The sequence below is a fragment of the Acinetobacter sp. genome (assembly GCF_045628685.1).
GTDB lineage: Bacteria > Pseudomonadota > Gammaproteobacteria > Pseudomonadales > Moraxellaceae > Acinetobacter.
The window spans coordinates 15,429-35,899 of record NZ_JAZQPV010000128.1 but is presented as its reverse complement, the minus strand read 5'-3'; the positions used below and the strand labels follow the sequence as shown (position 1 = coordinate 35,899).

Here is a 20,471-nt window from a genome sequence, read left to right as displayed (position 1 = left end):
CTACTGTATTGGCTCATCTTTTTGGACTATGTTTTCATCCTTATGAAAAAGAATTTTTTTATTTCATCTCATGTTAAATCCTTAAGTATTCTGGCTTTATCTCTAAGTTTAGTGGCATGTGGAGATAACTCCTGGTGGTCAAAAAATAATGAACCGACCCTAGAAGAGGATCAGATCAAACGCCTGGTTCCACCACGAGTGAATGATCGTAGCGCATGGGCTAAAGATATTTTCGATATTAGTGACCAGCTCGGTATCCCCCAAACCAAAGAAAATATTTGCAGTATTGTGGCAGTGGTCGATCAAGAATCGAACTTTGTTGCCGACCCGCAAGTACCCGGTTTAGGCGTAAAAGCGGTTAAAGAAGTTCAAGACCGTTTGGATGAAAAATTTAAAGATAAATTAGGTGATGCGATTGGCGGAACCGTCGCCGGCTATTTCCAGGAAGTCTTAAAAAATCAGCCGAGTCCGGAAGATAACTATTTAAGCCAAATGCGTCGGGTTAAAACTGAACGTGAACTGGATGAGTTATATCGTGAAATTTTCGCCTACATGTCAAAACATTATCATGTCAGTGCATTAACTGGCGCGGCTAAACTGGTTGGACAAGACATTGGGGAAAAATTAAATCCAATTACTACATTAGGCTCGATGCAAGTTCATATTGGTTATGCCAAAGAACATAAACGTCAAGGGGGTAATATTGCAGAATTACGTACCGACTTATATAGCCAATATGGCGGTTTGTATTACGGCATTCACCGTTTAATGATGTATCCTGCCGATTACGATAAATCGATTTATCGTTTTGCAGATTATAACTCGGGCATGTATTCAAGTCGCAACGCTGCCTTCCAAAGCATGCTGAATGATTTAACCGCAGCTGAGCTAGACCTGGATGGTGACTTATTGCTTTACACAAAAGAAGGTTCAATCCGTTCTGCTGGCAGCCAGTCTGAACGTGAACTGATTAGTGTATTTGCAGCCAACAATATATTAGTCACACCACGACAAATTCGTTCTGACTTAAAAAAAGAAAAAAATAAAGGGTTCGAGGATACAGCCACTTATCGTGCTATAACCAAGCTCTACCAAGAGAAAACAGGCAAAGATCCTATTTATGCAATTATGCCTGAAGTGGTCATTTCTGGTCCCAAACTAAGCCGCGAATATAATACCAACTGGTTTGCAACACGCGTAAATGGAAGATATCAATCATGTATGCAACGGGCAAAAAGAATAAAAATTTAGCGCTCTTTGATTTTGATGGAACCCTGTGTAAAAAAGACAGTTTCACGGGGTTTATCTTCTATGCTTTATCTAAACGCCATATTGTCAAACAAGGCATTAAAATCCTCCCTTGGATTCAAGCCTATTATTTAAATGCCTACCCTGCGCATGCCATGCGTTCTAAATTGTTTCGTGCCATGTTTAGTCAGGCAAATGCTCCTGATTTACAGCACATTGCTCAGGAATACGCGGCCAGTTTAATTCCCCAGTTAAATCTTCCCTTGTTTAAACAACTTAAACAGCATCAAGCTTTAGGAGATGATGTAGTACTTGTTTCTGCATCTGTTGATGTCTATCTTCAACATGTCTGCAACTTATTAAAAATTGATTTGATTTGTACGCAGACTGAACAAGTAAATCATATCTATACTGGACAATATACGACTCCAGATTGTAGCTCAGAACAGAAAAAGCTACGAATTTTAGAAAAATATTCTTTAGATCACTACTCTGTAATTTATGCCTATGGCAATAGTAGGGAGGATAAGGAAATGCTTGCACTTGCTAATTATACTTATATGGTCGGAGTAGATAAAATCATGCCTAAATTACCAATAGACATTCAAATTGCAATTTAACTTTAGAGAAGTCTCATCAAACTTATTTTTTTACACACTCCATATAACTATCATAATTTACTAAAAGTAATTCAAAATCCAGCAATAAGCATAGAGATTGGCAGGTATATAAAATCAGGCATTTAGTTGAAATATTTTTGCTCGGTTAAAAGCAGTTTAGAGGTATTGCTATACGCTACGTTAAGCTAAACAAAAGTTATAAAGCTCAGTTGTCTTAGCCTATCTCTTTATCTTTTTTGTCTCTTTGAAATTGGCATAGCCACGAATTTTTTATTGATAAAAACTCTGTTCATTCAAAATAATATACCGTGACAATATTCACATATGTATGTCTATCGCTCTATAAGTAGCAAACATCAGGAAAAAATATTATGAATTTATCCGATCATTCAAAGTTGGTGAAAGGTATCTATATTCATTTTGGCAAAAATCCATTTGTGTTGTTATGCATGTTTTCTTGCTAAACGAACAAAATTGGACATAACAAGAGTTGGTAAATGTCCTGAGTAAAGCAAACTAGTTATTTACGTGAGTTTGATTACGATACTTCAAGCCCATATCTACAAATAAAAACCACCTCAAATGAGGTGGTTTTTAACTTTAAGAAAAATTATTTCTTGAATGGAAAAGCATATTTTGCAATACGTTTAATCACGCTGCCATATTGCTTGATCAGACTGGCATTGTTGTAGTTCAAGCCATATTTTTCACAAACTGCCTGTACTTTTGGTGCCATTTTACGATAGCGACGTGCCGGAACATCTGGATATAAATGATGTTCAATTTGGTGACTTAAATGACCGGTCAAAATATGGAATGCTTCTGAACCGGTTAAATTCGATGAACCGCGAATCTGACGCATATACCAGTGACCACGACTTTCATTTTCAAGTACTGTTTTCGGGAAGACTTCAACATCCTTAGTGAAGTGACCACAGAAAATAATACTAAATGTCCAGATATTACGCATGCCATTCGCCACCAAGTTACCTGCTAAAACAGGTAAAGCTGCCGGACCGGCAATTAATGGGAAGAACACGTAATCTTTAAACAGTTGTTTAGTGATTTTGCGCTGCATTGGACGCCATTCTTGTTTCGCTTGCTCTTTGGTTTTACGCCCTTTCAAGACTTTACCAATTTCAAGATTTTGAATTGCCACGCCCCATTGGAACAACAGACAAAATGGAATCGCATAAATCGGTTGTAACAAATAGCCGGGTTTCCAGCGCTGTTCAGGGAAAAGTCGGAGCAATCCATAACCGATATCATCATCCATACCTTTAATATTGGTATAGGTGTGATGTTTATAGTTATGGGTTTGACGCCAGTTATCCGCTGTACCGACAATATCCCATTCGTAAGATGGACCATGGAATTTTGGATCATTCATCCAGTCATATTGACCATGCATGACATTATGACCTAGCTCCATGTTTTCCATGATTTTGGCAAAGCCAAGTAAACCAGTACCTAAAACCCATGCTGGCGGGAACCAACCTGCAAACAGACAGGCACGCCCAGCAATAGAAGCATAACGAATGGTTGAATAAACACGACGAATATATTTCGCATCTTTTTCACCAATATCATCGAGCACTTCTTGTTTGATGGCATCTAACTCACGTGCCAATCCATCTAATTGAGATTGAGTGAGCTCACCATTTTTAGGATTTTTAAAATATTCTATTTTTACGGGCATATTCATGATATTTGACTCACTTATAAATCAATAACAAGATCAGACTGTGCTGAATTGACACAAATTTTTAATAAATTACCAGGTTCTGAATTTTGTCCGCCATTGACCAAATTCTTGGTTGAACCTTCAACTTTATTGCAGACACATTTATTACAGATCCCCATACGGCAACCATGGGTGGGTTTTATATTCTGCTGTTCAAGGCTAACTAAAATCGACTGGCCTTTTGGAATAGCGAGCACTTTTTTCGATTTCAATAAAGTCACATTAACAAAGCCGGTCTCAGAATTTTCGACAGGTGTCATGCTGAAAGCTTCACTTTTAAAACTTTGCACATGTGCAAATAACTGTTCAGCCTGTGCGACGAATCCAGATGGACCACATGCATACACCACGCTATTTTCAATGTTTTCCAGCAATGCTGCATGGGCTTGGTTTAAACGTTCGCCAGCATCGACTTCTTGGGTATAAAAAACCTGAAATGAGAAATTTGGATATTGCTCGGCAAGCTGCTCAAAACGTGTTTTAAAAGCCACATCTGCATATTGTTTCACCCAATACAGCAATTGAATTGGTGCTTGAGTCATGCGATCTGTTTTAGAAAGCGCTTTAAGCAAACTTAACATTGGGGTAACGCCACTACCTGCAGCAAGCAACAGCATCGTTTGAGCCTGTTCTGGTAACAGCATGTCGCCATAAGGCTGACCAAATTCAAGGATATCGCCGACTTTAGACTGTTCAACCAGCCAAGAGCTGACTTTACCCTGATCCACTTTCTTAACCGTCAACAAGACATGCTGAGAATCTAGCTGAGTCAAACTATAGCTACGTTCATAGCGGATGCCATCGACTTCTACAAAGATCGGATGATGCTGTCCTGCTTGCCCAAGCTCAAAATGACGATTGAACTGAATGGTGAGGCTTACCATATTTTGAGCAGAATTTTCTTTTTGAACAATTTTCCCCAATGCTTGGTTAAACGACCAAAGCGGGTTAAATTTTTGCAGCCAAAAGTTTGCTGCATGCTGATCAATAACAGTTTCAGCAAGTGAAGTTAAGGGAGATTTCGTTTTTTCTAACACATGCATAGTAAGCACCACGCGATTGAATTTTAATTATTATACACATGTATATATATTTGTATATATATCTGTATTGTTTCTATTCATTTCCCAAGCGAGCCAGCAACAGCTATAATGTTTTGGTGTCTCTAATCCTTTGAAAAATATGAATCAGTTTTCGATCAAAAAAAATGTTGATGCCACAATTGCCGCACAAAGTCTTGCTCATGAGCCAGTTGTAGTCCGCACGGTCGGTCGAAAAGCAACAATTACCAAAGAAGAACTGTTTCAGGCCGCGCTCAATCTCATTGGTCCTCAAAAAAGTATTTCATCCTTAAGTCTTCGCGAAGTTGCCCGCGAAGCAGGTATTGCCCCAAATAGTTTTTACAGACATTTCAGAGATATAGATGAGCTTGCAATTGAGTTGATTGATCGTGCAGGTATTGTGCTGCGTCAAATTTTGCATCAGGCACGTTTAAAAGCATCAAAACAAAACAGTATTATTCGCAGTTCAGTTGAAATTTTTATTGAGCAGCTCGATGCCGATGAAGGAAATTTAAGCTTATTACTTCGTGAAGCCTATACGGGTTCCGCTTCATATAAATCAGCAGTGGGACGCCAATTAAATTATTTTCAGCAAGAACTGCAAGAAGATTTAATTCGTCTGGAACGTCTCAATCACAGTAAATTGTTTCATCCTGACATTGTGGCAAAAGCGATTACCCAACTGGTGTTTAATATGGGTGCAACAGTGATTGACATGCCCATAACTGAACGCAAAGAAATTGCAGAACAAACAATGATTATGATTCGAATGATTTTAGAAGGCGCACGTCATCTGGATGAAGCACAAATTCGCTAAGTGTTGAATGTTTAAGGATTCAATCCTGACACATTGAATCCTTCGTCTATCTTCAAATACTTTTTTGCTGAGCAACAATCTTTTTGACCAGTTCAGCTGTTTTTTCGGGCTGTTCCAATGGGAACATATGTCCGCCTTGCATCACACTATAATTAATCTGATAGGTTTTTTTCATCCCTTGCGGAAAACCTTGCTTGTAAAATGGACTGTTGTGCGCACTAATTAAATGTACAGGTACAGCCGGTGCTTTCTTGGGCGTACGCCACCACCATGCAGGTACTGTTCTAAAAATTTCCGCTTCAACTATTTTAGGTACAGCCAAAGTCAAGCCGCCACGTTTAACATCCTGTTGTAAACCGCAGGCTAAAAAATCCTGAAAACAGTGTTCATCAAAATGCCTAAATAACGGGTTATACCGCATTGAAGTATAGGCTTGCTCATGATTTTCCCAGTGATCTTTACGTTTCAGGGTAATTCCTGCCGGGGTCAATTTATCGATTGCCTTGAGTTTTAATTTTTTTGCAATCTCAAACATGGGTGATCTTGAACCAATCACAAAAGGTGGATCCATAATCACCAGTTGTGAAAATAAATCCGGGCGCTTATAGGCACTCATAAGCGTGAGCAATGAACCAAATGAATGCCCTAGACCGATGACCTTTCTTCCATAAAACTTATGTTCAATATCATCAATAATTTGATCCACTAAATAACGCCAGTCATGGGTGATCGGATATTGAAGATCCATTCCAATCATCGGAATGGATTTCAAATCGAACTCATCCTCAAAGCAAGCGAAAAACTTTTGATAACTTGGCGCTGGAATTCCGTTGGCATGAGTAAAATGAATCGCGGTCTTTTTAAATGATGAATCCTTCACAACTCTGCTCTCCCTTGATTAAATCGATGAACATCATCTAGCTTAAGGAAAAGCCTGCTTGATTCAAATCACTAAATCATGGATAAGCTGACTTGTAAGTCAGTCTTTCTTTAGCAGGAAAAATTATTATAAAAATATTTTGCAACTCGCTTGTGATTATTTCTTGGAAAAAACTAACGCTTGATTGCCTAGAAAATTTGCACCACAAGTTGTCTTGTCTCCGGCAATCACACTTCCCGTCCTTTCACGACTGTAGATTGATCCCCCTGCAACGGCAGACACAATTGCTTGACATTGAGGACAATAATGCTTCATGCCATGCAAATGCACTGCAATTCCATTAATGATAAATGTATTTTCGCATTCTGAGACAACGCCGCCATGCGTGGCTGAAGAACCTATAGTCACTAAAAAATTAGCCATGATTATTCTAATTTTTTATAAAGTTTATGCACCATTTTAACATGAGATGAGGGTCTGTTGACAATTCGTCTATGTTTACAACTATGAGTATTTTTTAGGTGATACTAGGCATGAAATAAGAAATTTAGTCATTCTAAATGAGTAATTCATAACGACGTAGCATCAAAAAATACTCTAGTCCCGAAGGGTTGTGGCTAAAACGCAAGCCATTTATGAAATGTCAACAGACCCTGCTTCTAGGCTTTATGTCTTCCATTGTTCACACAAATAAGACCTATAGAATCTTAAGCAATTAAAAAGCACCCGAAGGTGCTTTTTAAACAGGTTTCGAAGTTATGGTTTAACCACAACCAGTACTTGAATGGCTTCTGGTGTTACCGATAAACTATCAAGCAAGCTAATGCCTTCTGATTGAAATTTTTGTAGGCGTACAATTTCATCTTCCCGAATACTCGGATTAAACTGCTTCAAGTAAGTTAAGCGTTCAATTTCATATTGCCATTTATTACCGTACACGTCTTTGGCTTGTTGTTTAAAGTTCGGCAATGCTGTTTTAGCAATATCAAGTGCCTGAGTATAGCGTTGCTCAATCACATCACGGCGGGCTTTCACCACCTGACGACAGCTATTGCTATCCAGATGATGCAAATACGGTTTTAAAATACTCGGATCAATCTTGGCAGATAAGTCCTGTCCCGTTTCGCTGAGCAATACACGAATTAACTGCTGTGGCAGGCTTGAAGGCAGATTCAATGCTTTCGGCGCAATGACATCCACTTTAAACCACACCTCTAACAATAAAGAACCTTGTTTCAAGGCATTCGATTTTAACAGTGCAACGTTGGTGCTACCAAATGACTGTGTATTAATCATTTCCATCACACTTTCAGTGAATGGATGTTCCAGCGTTAAGTATTGTGCATCTTCACGGATTAAAGCCTGATCACGATAGAAAGTTGCGGTCATACCTTCTTCATCAAGAGATAAACCTTGAACCTGCATTTGATCAGTTGGCTTAATGATCACCGTACCATTGCTTTGCTCATCAAAATCAATGTTTGTCGATGCCATGAAGCGTTTCATAAACATAGGTAAAGTGGTGTTGTCATCGTAGTCTTCAAGTGCTTGAACAATTTCTTGCGCCACAATTGGACGACATGAGTTGTATTCAAGCAAACGGTCACGACCTTCCTGCAATTCAGCTTCCAAAGCTTCACGCTGAACACTGACTTCTTCAAGCAAATCTTCAAACTGTTGACCCAAATCAGACAATAAACAGTCTTTTAATTTAGCAATGAAGTTTTCTTGCAGCGTTTGTGCAGTGGGTGAAATATTGCTGAAAATATTTAAACCTTCGTTATACCAACGGAACATACGCTCTTGCGCTGTGCCAGCCAAATAAGGCACATGAATCTGGATACGGTTTTCTTGACCAATACGGTCCAAACGACCAATACGTTGTTCTAAAACATCTGGATTTGCAGGTAAATCAAACAGGATGAGGTCAGAGGCAAACTGGAAGTTACGCCCTTCTGAACCAATTTCCGAACACAATAAAATTTGCGCACCATAAGAATCTTCCGCGAAATAAGCCGCAGCTTGGTCACGCTCCAAAAGACTCATACCTTCATGGAACATGGCTGTACGAATGCCCGCATGTAGACGAAGTACATTTTCCAAAGCTTCAACCACTGGACCAGTACGCGCGATGAGCAACACTTTTTTGTGTTTAAGCTCGGTACGTAGCATTTCCATCAGCCACATCACACGTGGATCATGTTCCATCCAAGCGCCATCAAGCTGTGTTTCTTCTGGCCACATTTGTTCACGCAACTTGCCGTCTTTCGACCAGTTTGCAGGTGCCGGTAAAGCAGCAGGCTGGCAGTCACGCCCAGGAAATCCTTGAATGGCTTCACGAGTATTACGGAATAAAATACGACCTGTACCATGACGGTCTAACAATTCATGAATGGCACGGAAACGCTGCTCTGGCTCATCCTGAATGCTATGACCCAATAAGCCTTCAATCGCAGCCAAATGTCCTGGTTCCAAAGGCATGTCTGACATCAGCACTTCAGCAATTTTTGCGGTGTGATGATATTGCTCTTCTTCATCCAAAAAACGCTCGAGTGAGCTAAAGCGCTGCGGATCGAGCAAGCGTAAACGGGCAAAATGGCTTTCTACACCCAGTTGCTCAGGTGTCGCTGTAAGCAACAACACACCCGGAGTTTTTTCAGCAAGTTCTTCAACCAGGTCGTAACGGTCGTTACCACCTTCTTCTTCGCTCCACATCAAGTGATGGGCTTCATCCACGACAAGAAGATCGAAACCGGCTTCTAATGCCTGTTCACGTAAATCTTCGTGATCGACCATTAAATCCACACTGGCAATAATGCATTGCTCGGTCAGGAAAGGATTTAAATCTGGATCATGTTCTTTAATAGACGCGGTACGGGTTAAATCAAATAAAGAGAACTGAAGATTGAAACGGCGACGCATCTCAATCATCCACTGATATTGCAGTGAGTCTGGAACTAAAATCAGAATACGTTCAGAACGACCGGTTTTAAGCTGCTGATGAATGATCAAGCCGGCTTCAATGGTTTTACCCAAGCCCACTTCATCGGCAAGTAAAACACGCGGTGCAAAACGCTGACCGACTTCATGTGCAATATAAAGCTGATGCGGAATCAGGCCAACACGCGCTCCAATCATGCCGCGTAATGGACTTGATTTCATATTGGCTTGCATCATCAAGGCTTCAATACGCAGGTCATACCATTCTTTATAATCCACTTGGCTGGCAAGCAAACGGTCAAGCGGTTTAGACAGCTGAATATGTGCGCCAACACGGGTCTCGTTTAAAGCTTTACGCTCTTCAGTTCCATCTTCCAGGGTACGAATCACGTTATAACGAACCACGCCATGACGGTCTTCAAAAGATTCAACCAGCCACTTGGTGCCTTCCTGATCCTGCAATTCATCTTTAATGTTAAAAACAATACGTGATAAAGGTGCATTGTTGCGTGCGTAAACACGTGTTTCATCACTCTTCGGGAATAAGATGCTAACCGATCGTTCATCTACATCAATGAGAACCCCTAATCCAAGCTCTGTTTCTGTATCTGATAACCAACGCTGACCAATAGCAAACTGATGCAATTTTTCCACCTTTATCTAAAAATGAGGACACTTATTTTTAAGCTCAAAACCTGATGAGTATTTGAGCAACAAAACAGGTCTTTAAGCAATATATTTTGACATAAAGCCCACTAAAAAGTGCGCAAAACCGATGACAATTAAAAAGTTTTCACCTTAAAAAGGAACTGGATAATAAAACTCCACACGTTCCTCTGTTTGAGGATGATAAAAACTCAAGTGTTCAGCATGCAAACACAGTCGAGGAATCAACTGTTGCTGCTCTGGTGTAGCATACAAGGTGTCACCCACAATCGGATGACCGAGATACTGCATATGCACACGAAGCTGATGTGAACGACCTGTAATGGGAGTAAGTTTGACACGCGTTACCGCCTGCCCTTGAATTTCAAAATGTTCGATGGCTTGCCAATGCGTGAGTGCAGGCTTGTTGTGATCTGGAGCGGTAATATGTAAAGGCGGATGTTCAGGATCGTAAATCACCGGGACATCAACCGTGCCTTCGCCTTCAAGATGTCCTGCAACGACGGCCTGATAGGTTTTTTCTGTTTGGCGTTCCTGAAACTGGCGGGAAATGGTTTTTTGTCCCCATTTGGTCAAGCCAAAAACCAGGATTCCTGAAGTATCACGATCCAGACGATGAATCAGTAAGGTTTTGGGTTCTATTTTTAATAATCTGTTGATCACACAATCTTGTAAATCTTCAGTTTTACCGGGAACGGTGAGTACACCTGCAGGTTTATGGATCACCATAAAATCTTCGTCACAATGGATCAGGTGTTCGGTTAGAAAATTACTCAATGTTCAATTCCAAGCGGATCGCGAAAACAAGCCGGCAATGATAGAAAGCTTGGCGCAGAATTACAATGCGCAATGCTGCAATTGGCGACGGATTTTCCGATTTTGCTCAAAAATTATTTCAATCTCGCGTTATCAACCTGCCGATTGCAAAATAAAGCTGACGAGTTCATGCAGTGAATTGTGTTTTAAGACATCTTCATACCTCACATTTGCACCATGCGCGCGCCATACACCGACCAAACTGACAATGGCCACAGAATCCAGACCGTATTGCTTCAAATCGACATAAGGATCAATTTCAAGTGCATCCATGTTCAGCTGCTCTGCAACGGCGAGCATGATCCCCTTGGTGGAGAGCACATAATTTGACGGCGCACTTACATCCCACAGCCGAGCCAAACTATAGCTAGTCATGTGATGCAAACCTTGTGCCGAGATATTTTCTATCCACTGGATATGCTGATCTTGATTCAGCAATAAAATTGCATCATCAACTACACAGATCTGTTCAGTCACACTTTGTAGATGCGGCAAGATCTGCTTGAGCATCGGGGTCACCTGCCCTGCAAATATCATTTGTAGATGGGTTGAGGCATATTCCCCAAGTTGCTGCATACCTTGAATCAGGTCATCACCATATAAATCCACAATTGGAATATCGAGGGCTTTGGCTTTGTTGCTAATCTGGATCAGATGCGTCATTAAGTCGCTGTCTTGTATGCCTGCCATCATCCTTAAATTTTGTAATCCGACAAGTACCAATACTGAATTTGCAGTAGCAAGTTGCCATTTGGCTTGAGATTGGGAAAATTGGATTTTTTTGGGCATGGGGTAAAACATTTAAAACATCATAAAATTATTTCATCAATAAGAATATCCTACTCCATAATGCCTTCAGCACATATTATTTTCTCGATTGGCTGACATTCCAAATATCTAATAAACGCCAAATATTTTGATCTACGTCTTTCCAGTCCTTCAATGACTCGTAAGGCATTGTCCACTCAACTCTCACATTCGGATACATAGGCGCTTCAATTGTCGTAATGACTATACGTTGGTTAAAATTATTCTTTATTATTTTCATTAAAAATTCTGTTTTTTGTGGATCTGATGCACGACCAAGACAATGATAAGAAATGCCCGAGTCAAAATTCATTGAATAACACTCTAAACCCACTTTTTTAAATGCCTTTTCATATTGCACAAATTGGTGTGGTATCAAATAATTAATCCACTCTCTTGGTGTTCGTTTATATTGAAAAGATAAGGGATCAGCTGTACTGAAGTTTTGGACATGTACTTTGACTTGGTTTTGATAATTTTTATCATAAAAGTTATTGATCTCTATGTTATTAGCATTATTCAAAAGTAGATTAAATTGCATAGGATTTTGAAAATCTGCCACATTTTCAACATGATCATGACTCTCCATGAACTGTTCACTTGGCTCAAAACTTATAGGGAACTGCCCCAAAAAAGGACTGCTTAAAACGGTATCTTCTGAAATACGATTTTTCTCTCCAACATAAGTTTTGATGATCAAATCAGGTGAAATGCCCCAAACAATCAAATCGCCTGTTTTAGAGTTATCCTGATAATACTGAATATCAACATTTTCACGATAAGTTTCTGTTGAATCAGTGCATGCACTTACTCCTAAAGCACTGAATAATGCTAAATTTCTTATTTTAATCATAAAATTTTCCAGATATCATTTTTTATATAGCTTTTACTTTAAAGCAGAAATTAACTTAGCATTACTCAAGTTATTTGGCTCATCTACTTTTCTCATTAATATAAAACAAACTCTATCTTGCTTACTCAAATGAGCAAAATTTACACCCTCTTTAAATTCTTGATCATAAAAACTATGTAATCCATATTCTTCAAAAGAAAAATAGTGAATGATAGGATAATGTCCTTTCGAGCCTCTAGATGGATCAGATGTCTTAAACTGATATTGACCACAGATTTTTTCTTGGGCTTGGTATCTGATAGGCGAAGTATTTTTCATTCCCAAATATAAAAAACATAGCAGAGGCAATACGAATAAGACTCCCCACATAAAAACTTGCTTGTCTGTGACCACAGTACAGACCAATGCAAGTACAACCAAAATAAATGATAGACTCGTGAATATTAAATATAATTCATGCACATTAACTTCCAAACGAATTAAAGTATTTTTTTATAATACGATACGTCAACTGTAGCAACTTACTCCAGCTGAGCATCCAATCTTATCTAATTATTAAAAAAGTTTAGGCTAAAATATTTTGTCCTAAAAACTTCTCAATCGCTTGTTGAGCAATTTCAGCATCCTGAAAAGCACGCACACCTGAAACCCCCATCGCACCAACTAAATGCCCTTCATGTAGAATCGGCTCACCACCTTCTAGCATACCGGCAAAACTATCCATGGTGAGAAAGCCCATTTGACCGCCTTTAATCAAGTCCTCAAATAACTTTGAAGGGCGACGGCTAATGGCAGAACATTTTGCTTTTTCTAAACACAAATTTGCCGTCATTGGCGATGCGCCATCCATACGCTTCATTGCGAGTAAATTACCTGTATCATCGACGACTGCAATGCTGACATTGAAATTATTCTGAATGGCATATTGATGGGCTTGATCTAATAAAAATTCTGCATCAGTCAAAGTTAAATAATGTTTGGTTTGCATCGGTCTTTTCCATTTTCAAAACTGTATGAAAAAGCCCGAACGAATTCGGGCTTGGTCTGATATAAATTAGAAATATTAAGCTTTCATTTCAGCAAAGGTTTCTTTAGCAGCTTGAATCGTGTAGGCAATATCTTCATCAGAATGCGCTGCTGAAATAAAGCCTGCTTCAAAAGCAGATGGTGCAAGGTTCACACCACGGTCTAACATGCCATGGAAAAATTTACGGAAAGCAGCAACATCACATTTCAACATTGAATCGAAACTGGTTATGTCTTCTTGATCTGTGAAGTACAAACCAAACATACCGCCCACTTGTTGAGTCTTGAACGGAATACCTGCTTCATCCGCAGCGGCTTGTAAACCAGCAAGCAATTTTTCTAATTGTGCGGTTAATTTTTCATAAAAACCTTCAACACGTAAATGTTTAAACATTTCAATACCAGCACGCATTGCAAGTGGATTACCTGACAATGTCCCTGCTTGATAAACTTTACCCAGTGGCGCGATGCATTCCATCACTTCACGTTTACCACCGAATGCACCGACAGGTAAGCCTGCACCGATAATTTTACCCAAGGTGGTTAAATCCGGTGTTACACCATAATGCGCTTGCGCACCGCCAAGACCGACACGGAAGCCAGTCATCACTTCATCAATGATAAACACTGAACCGTGTTCATCACACACATCACGGATCGCTTGCAGGAAACCATCAATCGGTTTTACAAGGTTCATGTTGCCTGCAACCGGTTCAACAATGACACCGGCAATTTCATGACCAAATTTAGCAAAGCATTCTTTCAGGGTAGTAATGTCATTGTATGGAAGCGTGAGCGTATGCTTGGCAAAATCAGCAGGCACCCCCGCAGAAGTCGCCTCACCTTCGCCGCTGGTCAACATACCTGAACCTGCTTTGACTAAAAGCGAGTCTGAGTGACCGTGGTAACAACCTTCAAATTTTACAATCTTGTCACGACCGGTATAACCACGTGCCAGACGAATCGCGGTCATGGTCGCTTCCGTACCTGAATTGGTCATACGAACCAGTTCAATCGACGGCATAATCTCGCAAATGATGTCAGCCAAAGTGGTTTCATGCACGGTTGGTGCACCAAAGCTCAAACCATCAACCGCCGCATCCTGAACGGCTTTAATAATTGCTGGATGTGCATGTCCTAAAATCATCGGCCCCCATGAACCGACGTAATCGACATAGCGTTTACCATCGACATCGAACAAATACGCGCCTTTGGCTTTTTCAATAAATACCGGTGTGCCACCCACCCCATTAAAAGCACGTACAGGTGAATTCACCCCACCCGGGATATGTTTGCTGGCTTGTTTGAACAATTGTTCTTGCTTTGGAGATAAGCTCATGAAGGCACTCGACTAAAAATTAAATCTATCAAAAATATTTTATGCTGTCGCTTGAAAAAGCGCAGACCATTCATCTAACCGTTCAGGGATGGCGTGCATGGGAAGTCCCAATATATCACTAATCACTGCGCAATAATCTGCACCTGATTCAATGACTTCATGGGAGTTTTCAACGGTTAAGCCGCCAATCGCACAGAGGGGTACGTTGAGTTTTTCTTTGGCAAGTTTTAAGGTTTCCAAGCCAATGTTACCTGCTTCAGGTTTGCTGTCGGTGGCATAAATCGCACCAAATGCCACATAATTTGCGCCATCTGCAATCGCCTGTTCAGCCAGCTCAATTGAGTTATTACAGCTACGACCAATCAACACACCTTGAGGCAAACGCGCAACAGCATCGACAATAGAACCATCACCCTGACCCAAATGCACACCTACGCCGTATTTAACCGCCATTTCAAGATCATCATTAATCACAAAAGGCACGCAATATTCCGCACACATGGCTTTCATATACTCGATTTCGTAAATCTGATCTTCTTTGGGAACTTTTTTACGACGGTATTGCAACACGGCAATGCCACCATTCGCCATCGCACCTTCCAACTTCGCCAATAAAAGCTCTAAAGGATCATCATTGGTAATTAAATATAAACCGCGCATAAAAAAGCTGCCAAAAATAGAACTGCCTTATTATATGCATATCAAGAATAAGATTCAGCCTATCCCAAGCAAATACAACTGGATTGCTAGCGGTAAATTTTCAAAAAGATGGAAAGATGGTAACAATTCTCATATTTTCAAGATGAAGGAAAAAAACATCTGCTTTTAGAGATCGATCCTGTATGCATTAAAACGATTTAATGAGTCGAAGCAATAACAATAAATCCATTATAAAAATAAAACTTAGAGCGATCATCCAGATTGTTAATTCTTTTGTTATATAACGCGCCTGAGAAAGCAAACAAAGAATGAGAGAGCCATTTTTATTTTCAATTTATGATTAAATTTAAATTATTCAATAAAAAAAGCCTAGAGAAAGGTCGCTCTAGGCTTGGAAAACTTTAAAATTACAGGGTTTACTCAACCCGAGAAATGAATTGAATAAGCACAGCACCATTAATAGAATATTCACTCTAGTTTTGCAAGCCTGAGGAGTTCAAGTTCTGTAATATTTTATCTTAAAGTAAAATTCGGGTTTTGATCCAGCTACTATTACCCCCAGAAAATGTAAATTTATTAACTTGGAATTTTATCCAGAGAACGATCTTTTAAACTTAAATTTCCACGGATCACGTCAGATAACATCCGCCAATCCGACACAAAACTACATAGTGGTTGCTTAAAACTGGCTGGCTTATTCTTTTCATACATGAAATGTCCCACCCATGCACAAGCATAGCCAGACAATAAACCATAAGCCAAATATTTAGGCTTTCTTTGACGAATTGCCTGAGTAAAAAAATACACACCGACGCTGCTTCCAAATACATGTAAACGGCGACTGGTAATATTGCGGTGTTCGGTCAAATAAAACCGATAAAATTCATGGTAGTTTTGAATCGGAAGTTGAAATTCCTGTTCTGAACCATGTTCTAAGTTTAGCTTTACAAGGCCATTCATTGTTATCATCCTGATTATTTTTATTTACGTTAACACATATTTTGTACAAATAAATACTGAGATTGCTCTTAGTTTTTGTTCATTTCAAAAACAATTACTTCAGAATCACCTCGTCAAGTCTTACATGAAAAATCATTTTCGTTACAATCGGGGACTTAAAATTAAGAATACAATTCTAGCGCTATAAAAGAACAGATTTCATAACGCATTTGTACCGCACAGATGACGCATTTCATTGCTGAAATAGCGTCAAGAATTAGGATGAAAAATCATGGTTGAAGTTGAATTAAAATTTCAAATCCCTGAAGCAAGACGTAATGCCTTACTCAAGGCGTTAGATGCTAAAAAATCGGAAATGATTCAACTTAAAGCAAAATATTATGACACTGAAGAGCGCCTGCTTTCCCAACATGGTGTTGCCCTACGCCAAAGACTGGAAGGCACACGCTGGATTCAAACCTTAAAAGCGGCAGGAAAAAGTCATTTACACCGCTTTGAGCATAATTATGACCTGGGGGAACTTGAACAGGCGCCACCGCTTGATTTAAGTATTTATGAGCATGAGGCTGAAGCGCAGCAAATCTTAAAAGATGCTTTAGGCGATTCCCACGAGCAACTCAAATTACAATTTGAGACGGATATCCAGCGCACCTTCCGCATAATTCAATTTGAAGAAAGCGATATTGAAGTCAGTCTAGATGTGGGCGAAGTACGGACGGAAACCGCGCAGAATGAAGTGCATGAAGTAGAATTTGAACTTAAGGCAGGTTCAGTACAATCACTTTTGGCCTTTAGTTTTGAATGGGTGAAAAAATACCAACTCTGGCTTGATGTGCGCAGTAAAGCTGAAATCGGCAATCTATTGGCGACCCAGCAAAAAGTCAGTCCAGCCAAATCCGCCAAGGAATTCACTTTAAGCAAAAAAGATCCGGCCAATAAAAATTTACGCATGTTGATTGCACAACAATTACAACATTTGCTGCCTAATATTGCTGCCATTTCCGCAGTAGTTTCTGAAAAAGAACATATTCAGCAGGCACAAATTGCTTTAGATCATTTGAATTTGACCCTATCGTTATTTAAAGACTGGAACGAGGCTGTTTCAGACAAATGGGCGATGCAACTGGGGGCTTTTAAACAGCAGTTTGATCATTTGCAGCATTTGGAACACATGCAGACGACTTTGGGTGCATTTTTACAAAATCCGAACACCGCATCAAATCTGACCAAAGATATTTTATATGCCAAAGAAAAGTTGTCTAACCTGGTTCGCTCAACTCAAAACGTACATCACTATTTAGAACTGTTGATGTTTAGTTTAGATTACGAGGAAAAGACTCAAACTCACGACTTGAAATGGTTTGCGCAAAATACCTTGCAAAATCAGTATAAAAATTTGCAAGACAGTTTGACCAGTGCAGAAATTACTGATTTTGAGAGTCTGGATAAATTAGCCAGCAAGATTCATGAATTGAAATTTAGTTTTCCTATTTTAACCTCTATTTATGATGTCAAAAATTTACAAAAATACAGCAAAGCCTTAAATGACGCGCAACTTGCTGCAAGTGAATATCAAATTTTAGCATCCTCAGCAGATTATATTCAGCAAACCGAACTTGAAGCCAGTGATTGGTTCGTTTTGGGCTGGCTAACAGCAAAACAGGAAGTTTATGCACAGAATTTACTTGAAGCGACAGAACAATTTCTTGTGAGTCGTAAATTCATTAAATAGTAAATAACATTAAAGTATATGACAGAATGTTTCAGGTATCGCTGTTTTGAAATATTCTGCAATATGCTTTATAAATTTTTAAGCAAAACTCTCCTACTCTTTTATGATGTCTGGCTTACAATTAATGTCAGAACCACTTTGATTGTAAAGTGGCAGGAGTTTTAACATGCTAGAAGTAGAATTAAAATTTCAGATTCCACCATCACATCAAAAACAAATTTATCAATTATTTTTGTCCAAAAACGCTCACCCGATTTCTTTATGTGCACAATACTATGATACGCCTGAATGTCATTTAGCCCAGCAGCACATCTCATTACGTCAACGCCTTGAAGGCACACACTGGATCCAAACCTTGAAAGCTCCGAGCGGTCATCATTTAGAACGCTTTGAATTAGAAATCGATTTAGGCGAGTTAGATCATTCCGCTTTAGATCTGAATATTTATAAAGACCATCCTCAAGCCAAAAAAATACTCCACCAGGTATTAGGCAAACAGGTCCAAAAATTAAGCAAGCAGTTTGAAACAAATGTAGAACGCCTAGTGTATGTAGTTCATTACAATCGTGCAGAAATTGAAGTCAGTTTAGACCGCGGTGAGATCTCTCATAAGGATCAAACCCTCGCAATTTATGAGATTGAATTTGAGCTTAAACAAGGATCTATCCAAGACCTAATCAAATTTATTCAACCTTGGGTTAAACAATATCATTTGTGGCTAGATGTACGAAGTAAAGCGCAGCGCGGCGATTTACTGGCACAGGATTTAAAGATTGCTCCGGCTCAATTTGCAACCCCCCTACAACTGGATAAAAAAGATTCAACTGATAGTGCATTAAAAAAAATCGTCAATAATACCTTGCAACATCTATTGCCGAATGTGACCGCTATCTCAGCTAGACAATACAACAGCGAGCATGTTCATCAAACTCGCGTCGCGATTCGCCGTTTAAGAAGTGCCTTACGGGTTTTTGGTGACTGGTCAACGGATGTCGATCCTGATTGGCAAGAACAGCTGACGACCCTGTTCCGTCAACTCGGTTCAACCCGAGACCGCGATGCTTTAAGCGAAGGGCTTTTACCTCAGCTTGAAGCAGCGGGAGCACCTTTTGTGCAACTTCCAACAATTCCTGAAGAAAAAAACCTTCCGCTTGATGAATCTTTACGTTCTTTAGAGGCGGTTAACTTAATGTTGGCTTTACTGCAATTTGTACATCAACCTTGCACAGACAAGACAAAGAAGAATTTAAAAAAAGATATCGCAAAAAAAATCCAGAAATTGCATCAACAAATTTGCAAAGATGCCGATCAATTTCTGGAGCTGGATATTGAATCACGACATCGCACTCGTAAACGGGTCAAACGCTTACGTTATTGTATCGAGTTTATTGCCTCGCTCTATCCGAGCAAAGATGTAAAAAATTACTTAAAAGATTTAAAACCGGCACAACAAAGCTTGGGACAATATAATGATTTAAATGTGGCAGAAGTCATGTTTCAAGACATTGTAAAGCGTAAGCAAAAAGCATGGTTTGTATTGGGCTGGATTGCAAATGAGAAAAAATATGTTCTGCAACAAGCCCAAGAGCATTTAGACACGTATTCTAAAACCGACCCTTTTTGGTAAGAGGAAAATAATTTTGGTAAATTTCATGCCCGGTTAGCGATATTTTCCAAAAATCTTCCAGGTTCCATTATCTGCCAATGGGTCGCTATAACTGTCATTGCGCTGTTTGCGGGGTTTATCTCGGGCATCGACCAATTCAAAGTGTGGCTCGGTACTAAGTACAATGCCATTTACATAAAATCGGGTCCGTGTGTATTCAGTCTGCCCATGCTGGAACACATAAGTACGCAAATCTATAAATTCGCGGTGTGCAACCAATGCGGCGGTATCATCACTGTCTAGCCACAGTCGCATGGCTTGAATTTGCTCTGGCTCAAATTGCCCGCATTTGTCGATCAGACTGGCAATACCCCGAAAGGTTTTCGACTCTTTGGCACGGGTTTTATTAATCCGGATGCGATCTACATGAAAATAAAACAATGGCAAATTCAAATGGCTAGGTAAATGTACTGCATCCAAGGTTTCATCTTCCATAAAGGGTTGAAACAGATCTTGTGCCCTTTCAATCAAGCCCGTCCATTGTCGGTAATATTCTTCGACTTCGGACCTGGAGCCATAATAAATCGGCAAACCTTCCACATTGGCCAGATTTGCAGGTGGCCAAATGTTTTGACGTAATAAGGCAATATCACTTTTTAGACTTTGTACTGCAATGGCATCTTGCATTGGATTATC

19 protein-coding genes are annotated in these 20,471 nt (G+C 39.7%); 5 read left to right on the top strand and 14 right to left on the bottom strand.

What is annotated here, in order from left to right; all coding sequences use genetic code 11:
- Positions 1 to 42 precede the first annotated feature (42 nt).
- Positions 43 to 1,251 (top strand): DUF1615 family protein, encoded by a 1,209-nt coding sequence (locus tag ACKI4H_RS16815; RefSeq protein WP_407307757.1) that lies wholly within the window; start codon positions 43 to 45, stop codon positions 1,249 to 1,251.
- Positions 1,218 to 1,868 (top strand): HAD-IB family phosphatase, encoded by a 651-nt coding sequence (locus ACKI4H_RS16810; protein ID WP_407307755.1) that lies wholly within the window; start codon positions 1,218 to 1,220, stop codon positions 1,866 to 1,868. Before ACKI4H_RS16815 ends, ACKI4H_RS16810 begins: the two co-directional genes overlap by 34 nt.
- 610 nt (positions 1,869 to 2,478) lie before the next feature.
- Here ACKI4H_RS16810 and ACKI4H_RS16805 read toward each other — a convergent pair.
- Complete coding sequence (locus ACKI4H_RS16805; RefSeq protein WP_407307753.1) at positions 2,479 to 3,573, bottom strand: fatty acid desaturase family protein; 1,095 nt, start codon at positions 3,571 to 3,573, stop codon at positions 2,479 to 2,481.
- Between the two features lie 14 nt (positions 3,574 to 3,587).
- Positions 3,588 to 4,655 (bottom strand): ferredoxin reductase, encoded by a 1,068-nt coding sequence (locus ACKI4H_RS16800; RefSeq protein WP_407307751.1) that lies wholly within the window; start codon positions 4,653 to 4,655, stop codon positions 3,588 to 3,590.
- A gap of 139 nt (positions 4,656 to 4,794) precedes the next feature.
- Here ACKI4H_RS16800 and fabR point away from each other — a divergent pair, with 139 nt between their 5' ends.
- Complete coding sequence (gene fabR / locus ACKI4H_RS16795; protein WP_407307749.1) at positions 4,795 to 5,490, top strand: HTH-type transcriptional repressor FabR; 696 nt, start codon at positions 4,795 to 4,797, stop codon at positions 5,488 to 5,490.
- Between the two features lie 52 nt (positions 5,491 to 5,542).
- Here the strand turns inward: fabR and ACKI4H_RS16790 are convergent, their stop codons facing one another.
- The 11 genes from ACKI4H_RS16790 to ACKI4H_RS16740 form a co-directional block, all read right to left on the bottom strand.
- Positions 5,543 to 6,370 carry an alpha/beta fold hydrolase gene (locus ACKI4H_RS16790; RefSeq protein WP_407307747.1) on the bottom strand — a complete coding sequence of 276 codons (828 nt, stop codon included), beginning with the start codon at positions 6,368 to 6,370 and terminating at the stop codon, positions 5,543 to 5,545.
- A gap of 156 nt (positions 6,371 to 6,526) precedes the next feature.
- Complete coding sequence (locus tag ACKI4H_RS16785) at positions 6,527 to 6,793, bottom strand: PAAR domain-containing protein (RefSeq protein WP_407307745.1); 267 nt, start codon at positions 6,791 to 6,793, stop codon at positions 6,527 to 6,529.
- Positions 6,794 to 7,126: 333 nt separating this feature from the next.
- Positions 7,127 to 9,964 (bottom strand): RNA polymerase-associated protein RapA, encoded by a 2,838-nt coding sequence (gene rapA, locus ACKI4H_RS16780; protein ID WP_407307743.1) that lies wholly within the window; start codon positions 9,962 to 9,964, stop codon positions 7,127 to 7,129.
- Positions 9,965 to 10,108: 144 nt separating this feature from the next.
- Complete coding sequence (locus ACKI4H_RS16775) at positions 10,109 to 10,753, bottom strand: RluA family pseudouridine synthase (protein ID WP_407307740.1); 645 nt, start codon at positions 10,751 to 10,753, stop codon at positions 10,109 to 10,111.
- A gap of 132 nt (positions 10,754 to 10,885) precedes the next feature.
- Positions 10,886 to 11,593, bottom strand: coding sequence for a phosphopantetheine-binding protein (locus ACKI4H_RS16770; RefSeq protein ID WP_407307738.1), 708 nt, complete (start codon positions 11,591 to 11,593; stop codon positions 10,886 to 10,888).
- 64 nt (positions 11,594 to 11,657) lie between these two features.
- Positions 11,658 to 12,452, bottom strand: coding sequence for a hypothetical protein (locus ACKI4H_RS16765; protein ID WP_407307736.1), 795 nt, complete (start codon positions 12,450 to 12,452; stop codon positions 11,658 to 11,660).
- A 33-nt stretch (positions 12,453 to 12,485) separates the two neighbouring features.
- On the bottom strand, positions 12,486 to 12,914 hold the full coding sequence (locus ACKI4H_RS16760) for a hypothetical protein (RefSeq protein WP_407307734.1): 429 nt from the start codon (positions 12,912 to 12,914) through the stop codon (positions 12,486 to 12,488).
- A gap of 103 nt (positions 12,915 to 13,017) precedes the next feature.
- Positions 13,018 to 13,440, bottom strand: coding sequence for a GlcG/HbpS family heme-binding protein (locus tag ACKI4H_RS16755; RefSeq protein WP_407307732.1), 423 nt, complete (start codon positions 13,438 to 13,440; stop codon positions 13,018 to 13,020).
- Between the two features lie 75 nt (positions 13,441 to 13,515).
- On the bottom strand, positions 13,516 to 14,817 hold the full coding sequence (gene hemL, locus ACKI4H_RS16750; protein ID WP_284066885.1) for a glutamate-1-semialdehyde 2,1-aminomutase: 1,302 nt from the start codon (positions 14,815 to 14,817) through the stop codon (positions 13,516 to 13,518).
- 39 nt (positions 14,818 to 14,856) lie between these two features.
- Positions 14,857 to 15,477 carry a thiamine phosphate synthase gene (thiE, locus tag ACKI4H_RS16745; RefSeq protein WP_407307730.1) on the bottom strand — a complete coding sequence of 207 codons (621 nt, stop codon included), beginning with the start codon at positions 15,475 to 15,477 and terminating at the stop codon, positions 14,857 to 14,859.
- A 576-nt stretch (positions 15,478 to 16,053) separates the two neighbouring features.
- A complete protein-coding gene (locus ACKI4H_RS16740) occupies positions 16,054 to 16,437 on the bottom strand; it encodes an Mpo1-like protein (protein ID WP_407307728.1) in 384 nt (127 codons plus the stop codon).
- Between the two features lie 271 nt (positions 16,438 to 16,708).
- Between ACKI4H_RS16740 and ACKI4H_RS16735 the strand changes: the two genes are divergently transcribed.
- Positions 16,709 to 18,169 (top strand): inorganic triphosphatase, encoded by a 1,461-nt coding sequence (locus tag ACKI4H_RS16735; protein WP_407307726.1) that lies wholly within the window; start codon positions 16,709 to 16,711, stop codon positions 18,167 to 18,169.
- A gap of 166 nt (positions 18,170 to 18,335) precedes the next feature.
- Positions 18,336 to 19,796 (top strand): CHAD domain-containing protein, encoded by a 1,461-nt coding sequence (locus ACKI4H_RS16730; protein WP_407307724.1) that lies wholly within the window; start codon positions 18,336 to 18,338, stop codon positions 19,794 to 19,796.
- Between the two features lie 33 nt (positions 19,797 to 19,829).
- Here the strand turns inward: ACKI4H_RS16730 and ACKI4H_RS16725 are convergent, their stop codons facing one another.
- Complete coding sequence (locus ACKI4H_RS16725; RefSeq protein ID WP_407307774.1) at positions 19,830 to 20,462, bottom strand: hypothetical protein; 633 nt, start codon at positions 20,460 to 20,462, stop codon at positions 19,830 to 19,832.
- Positions 20,463 to 20,471 lie beyond the last annotated feature (9 nt).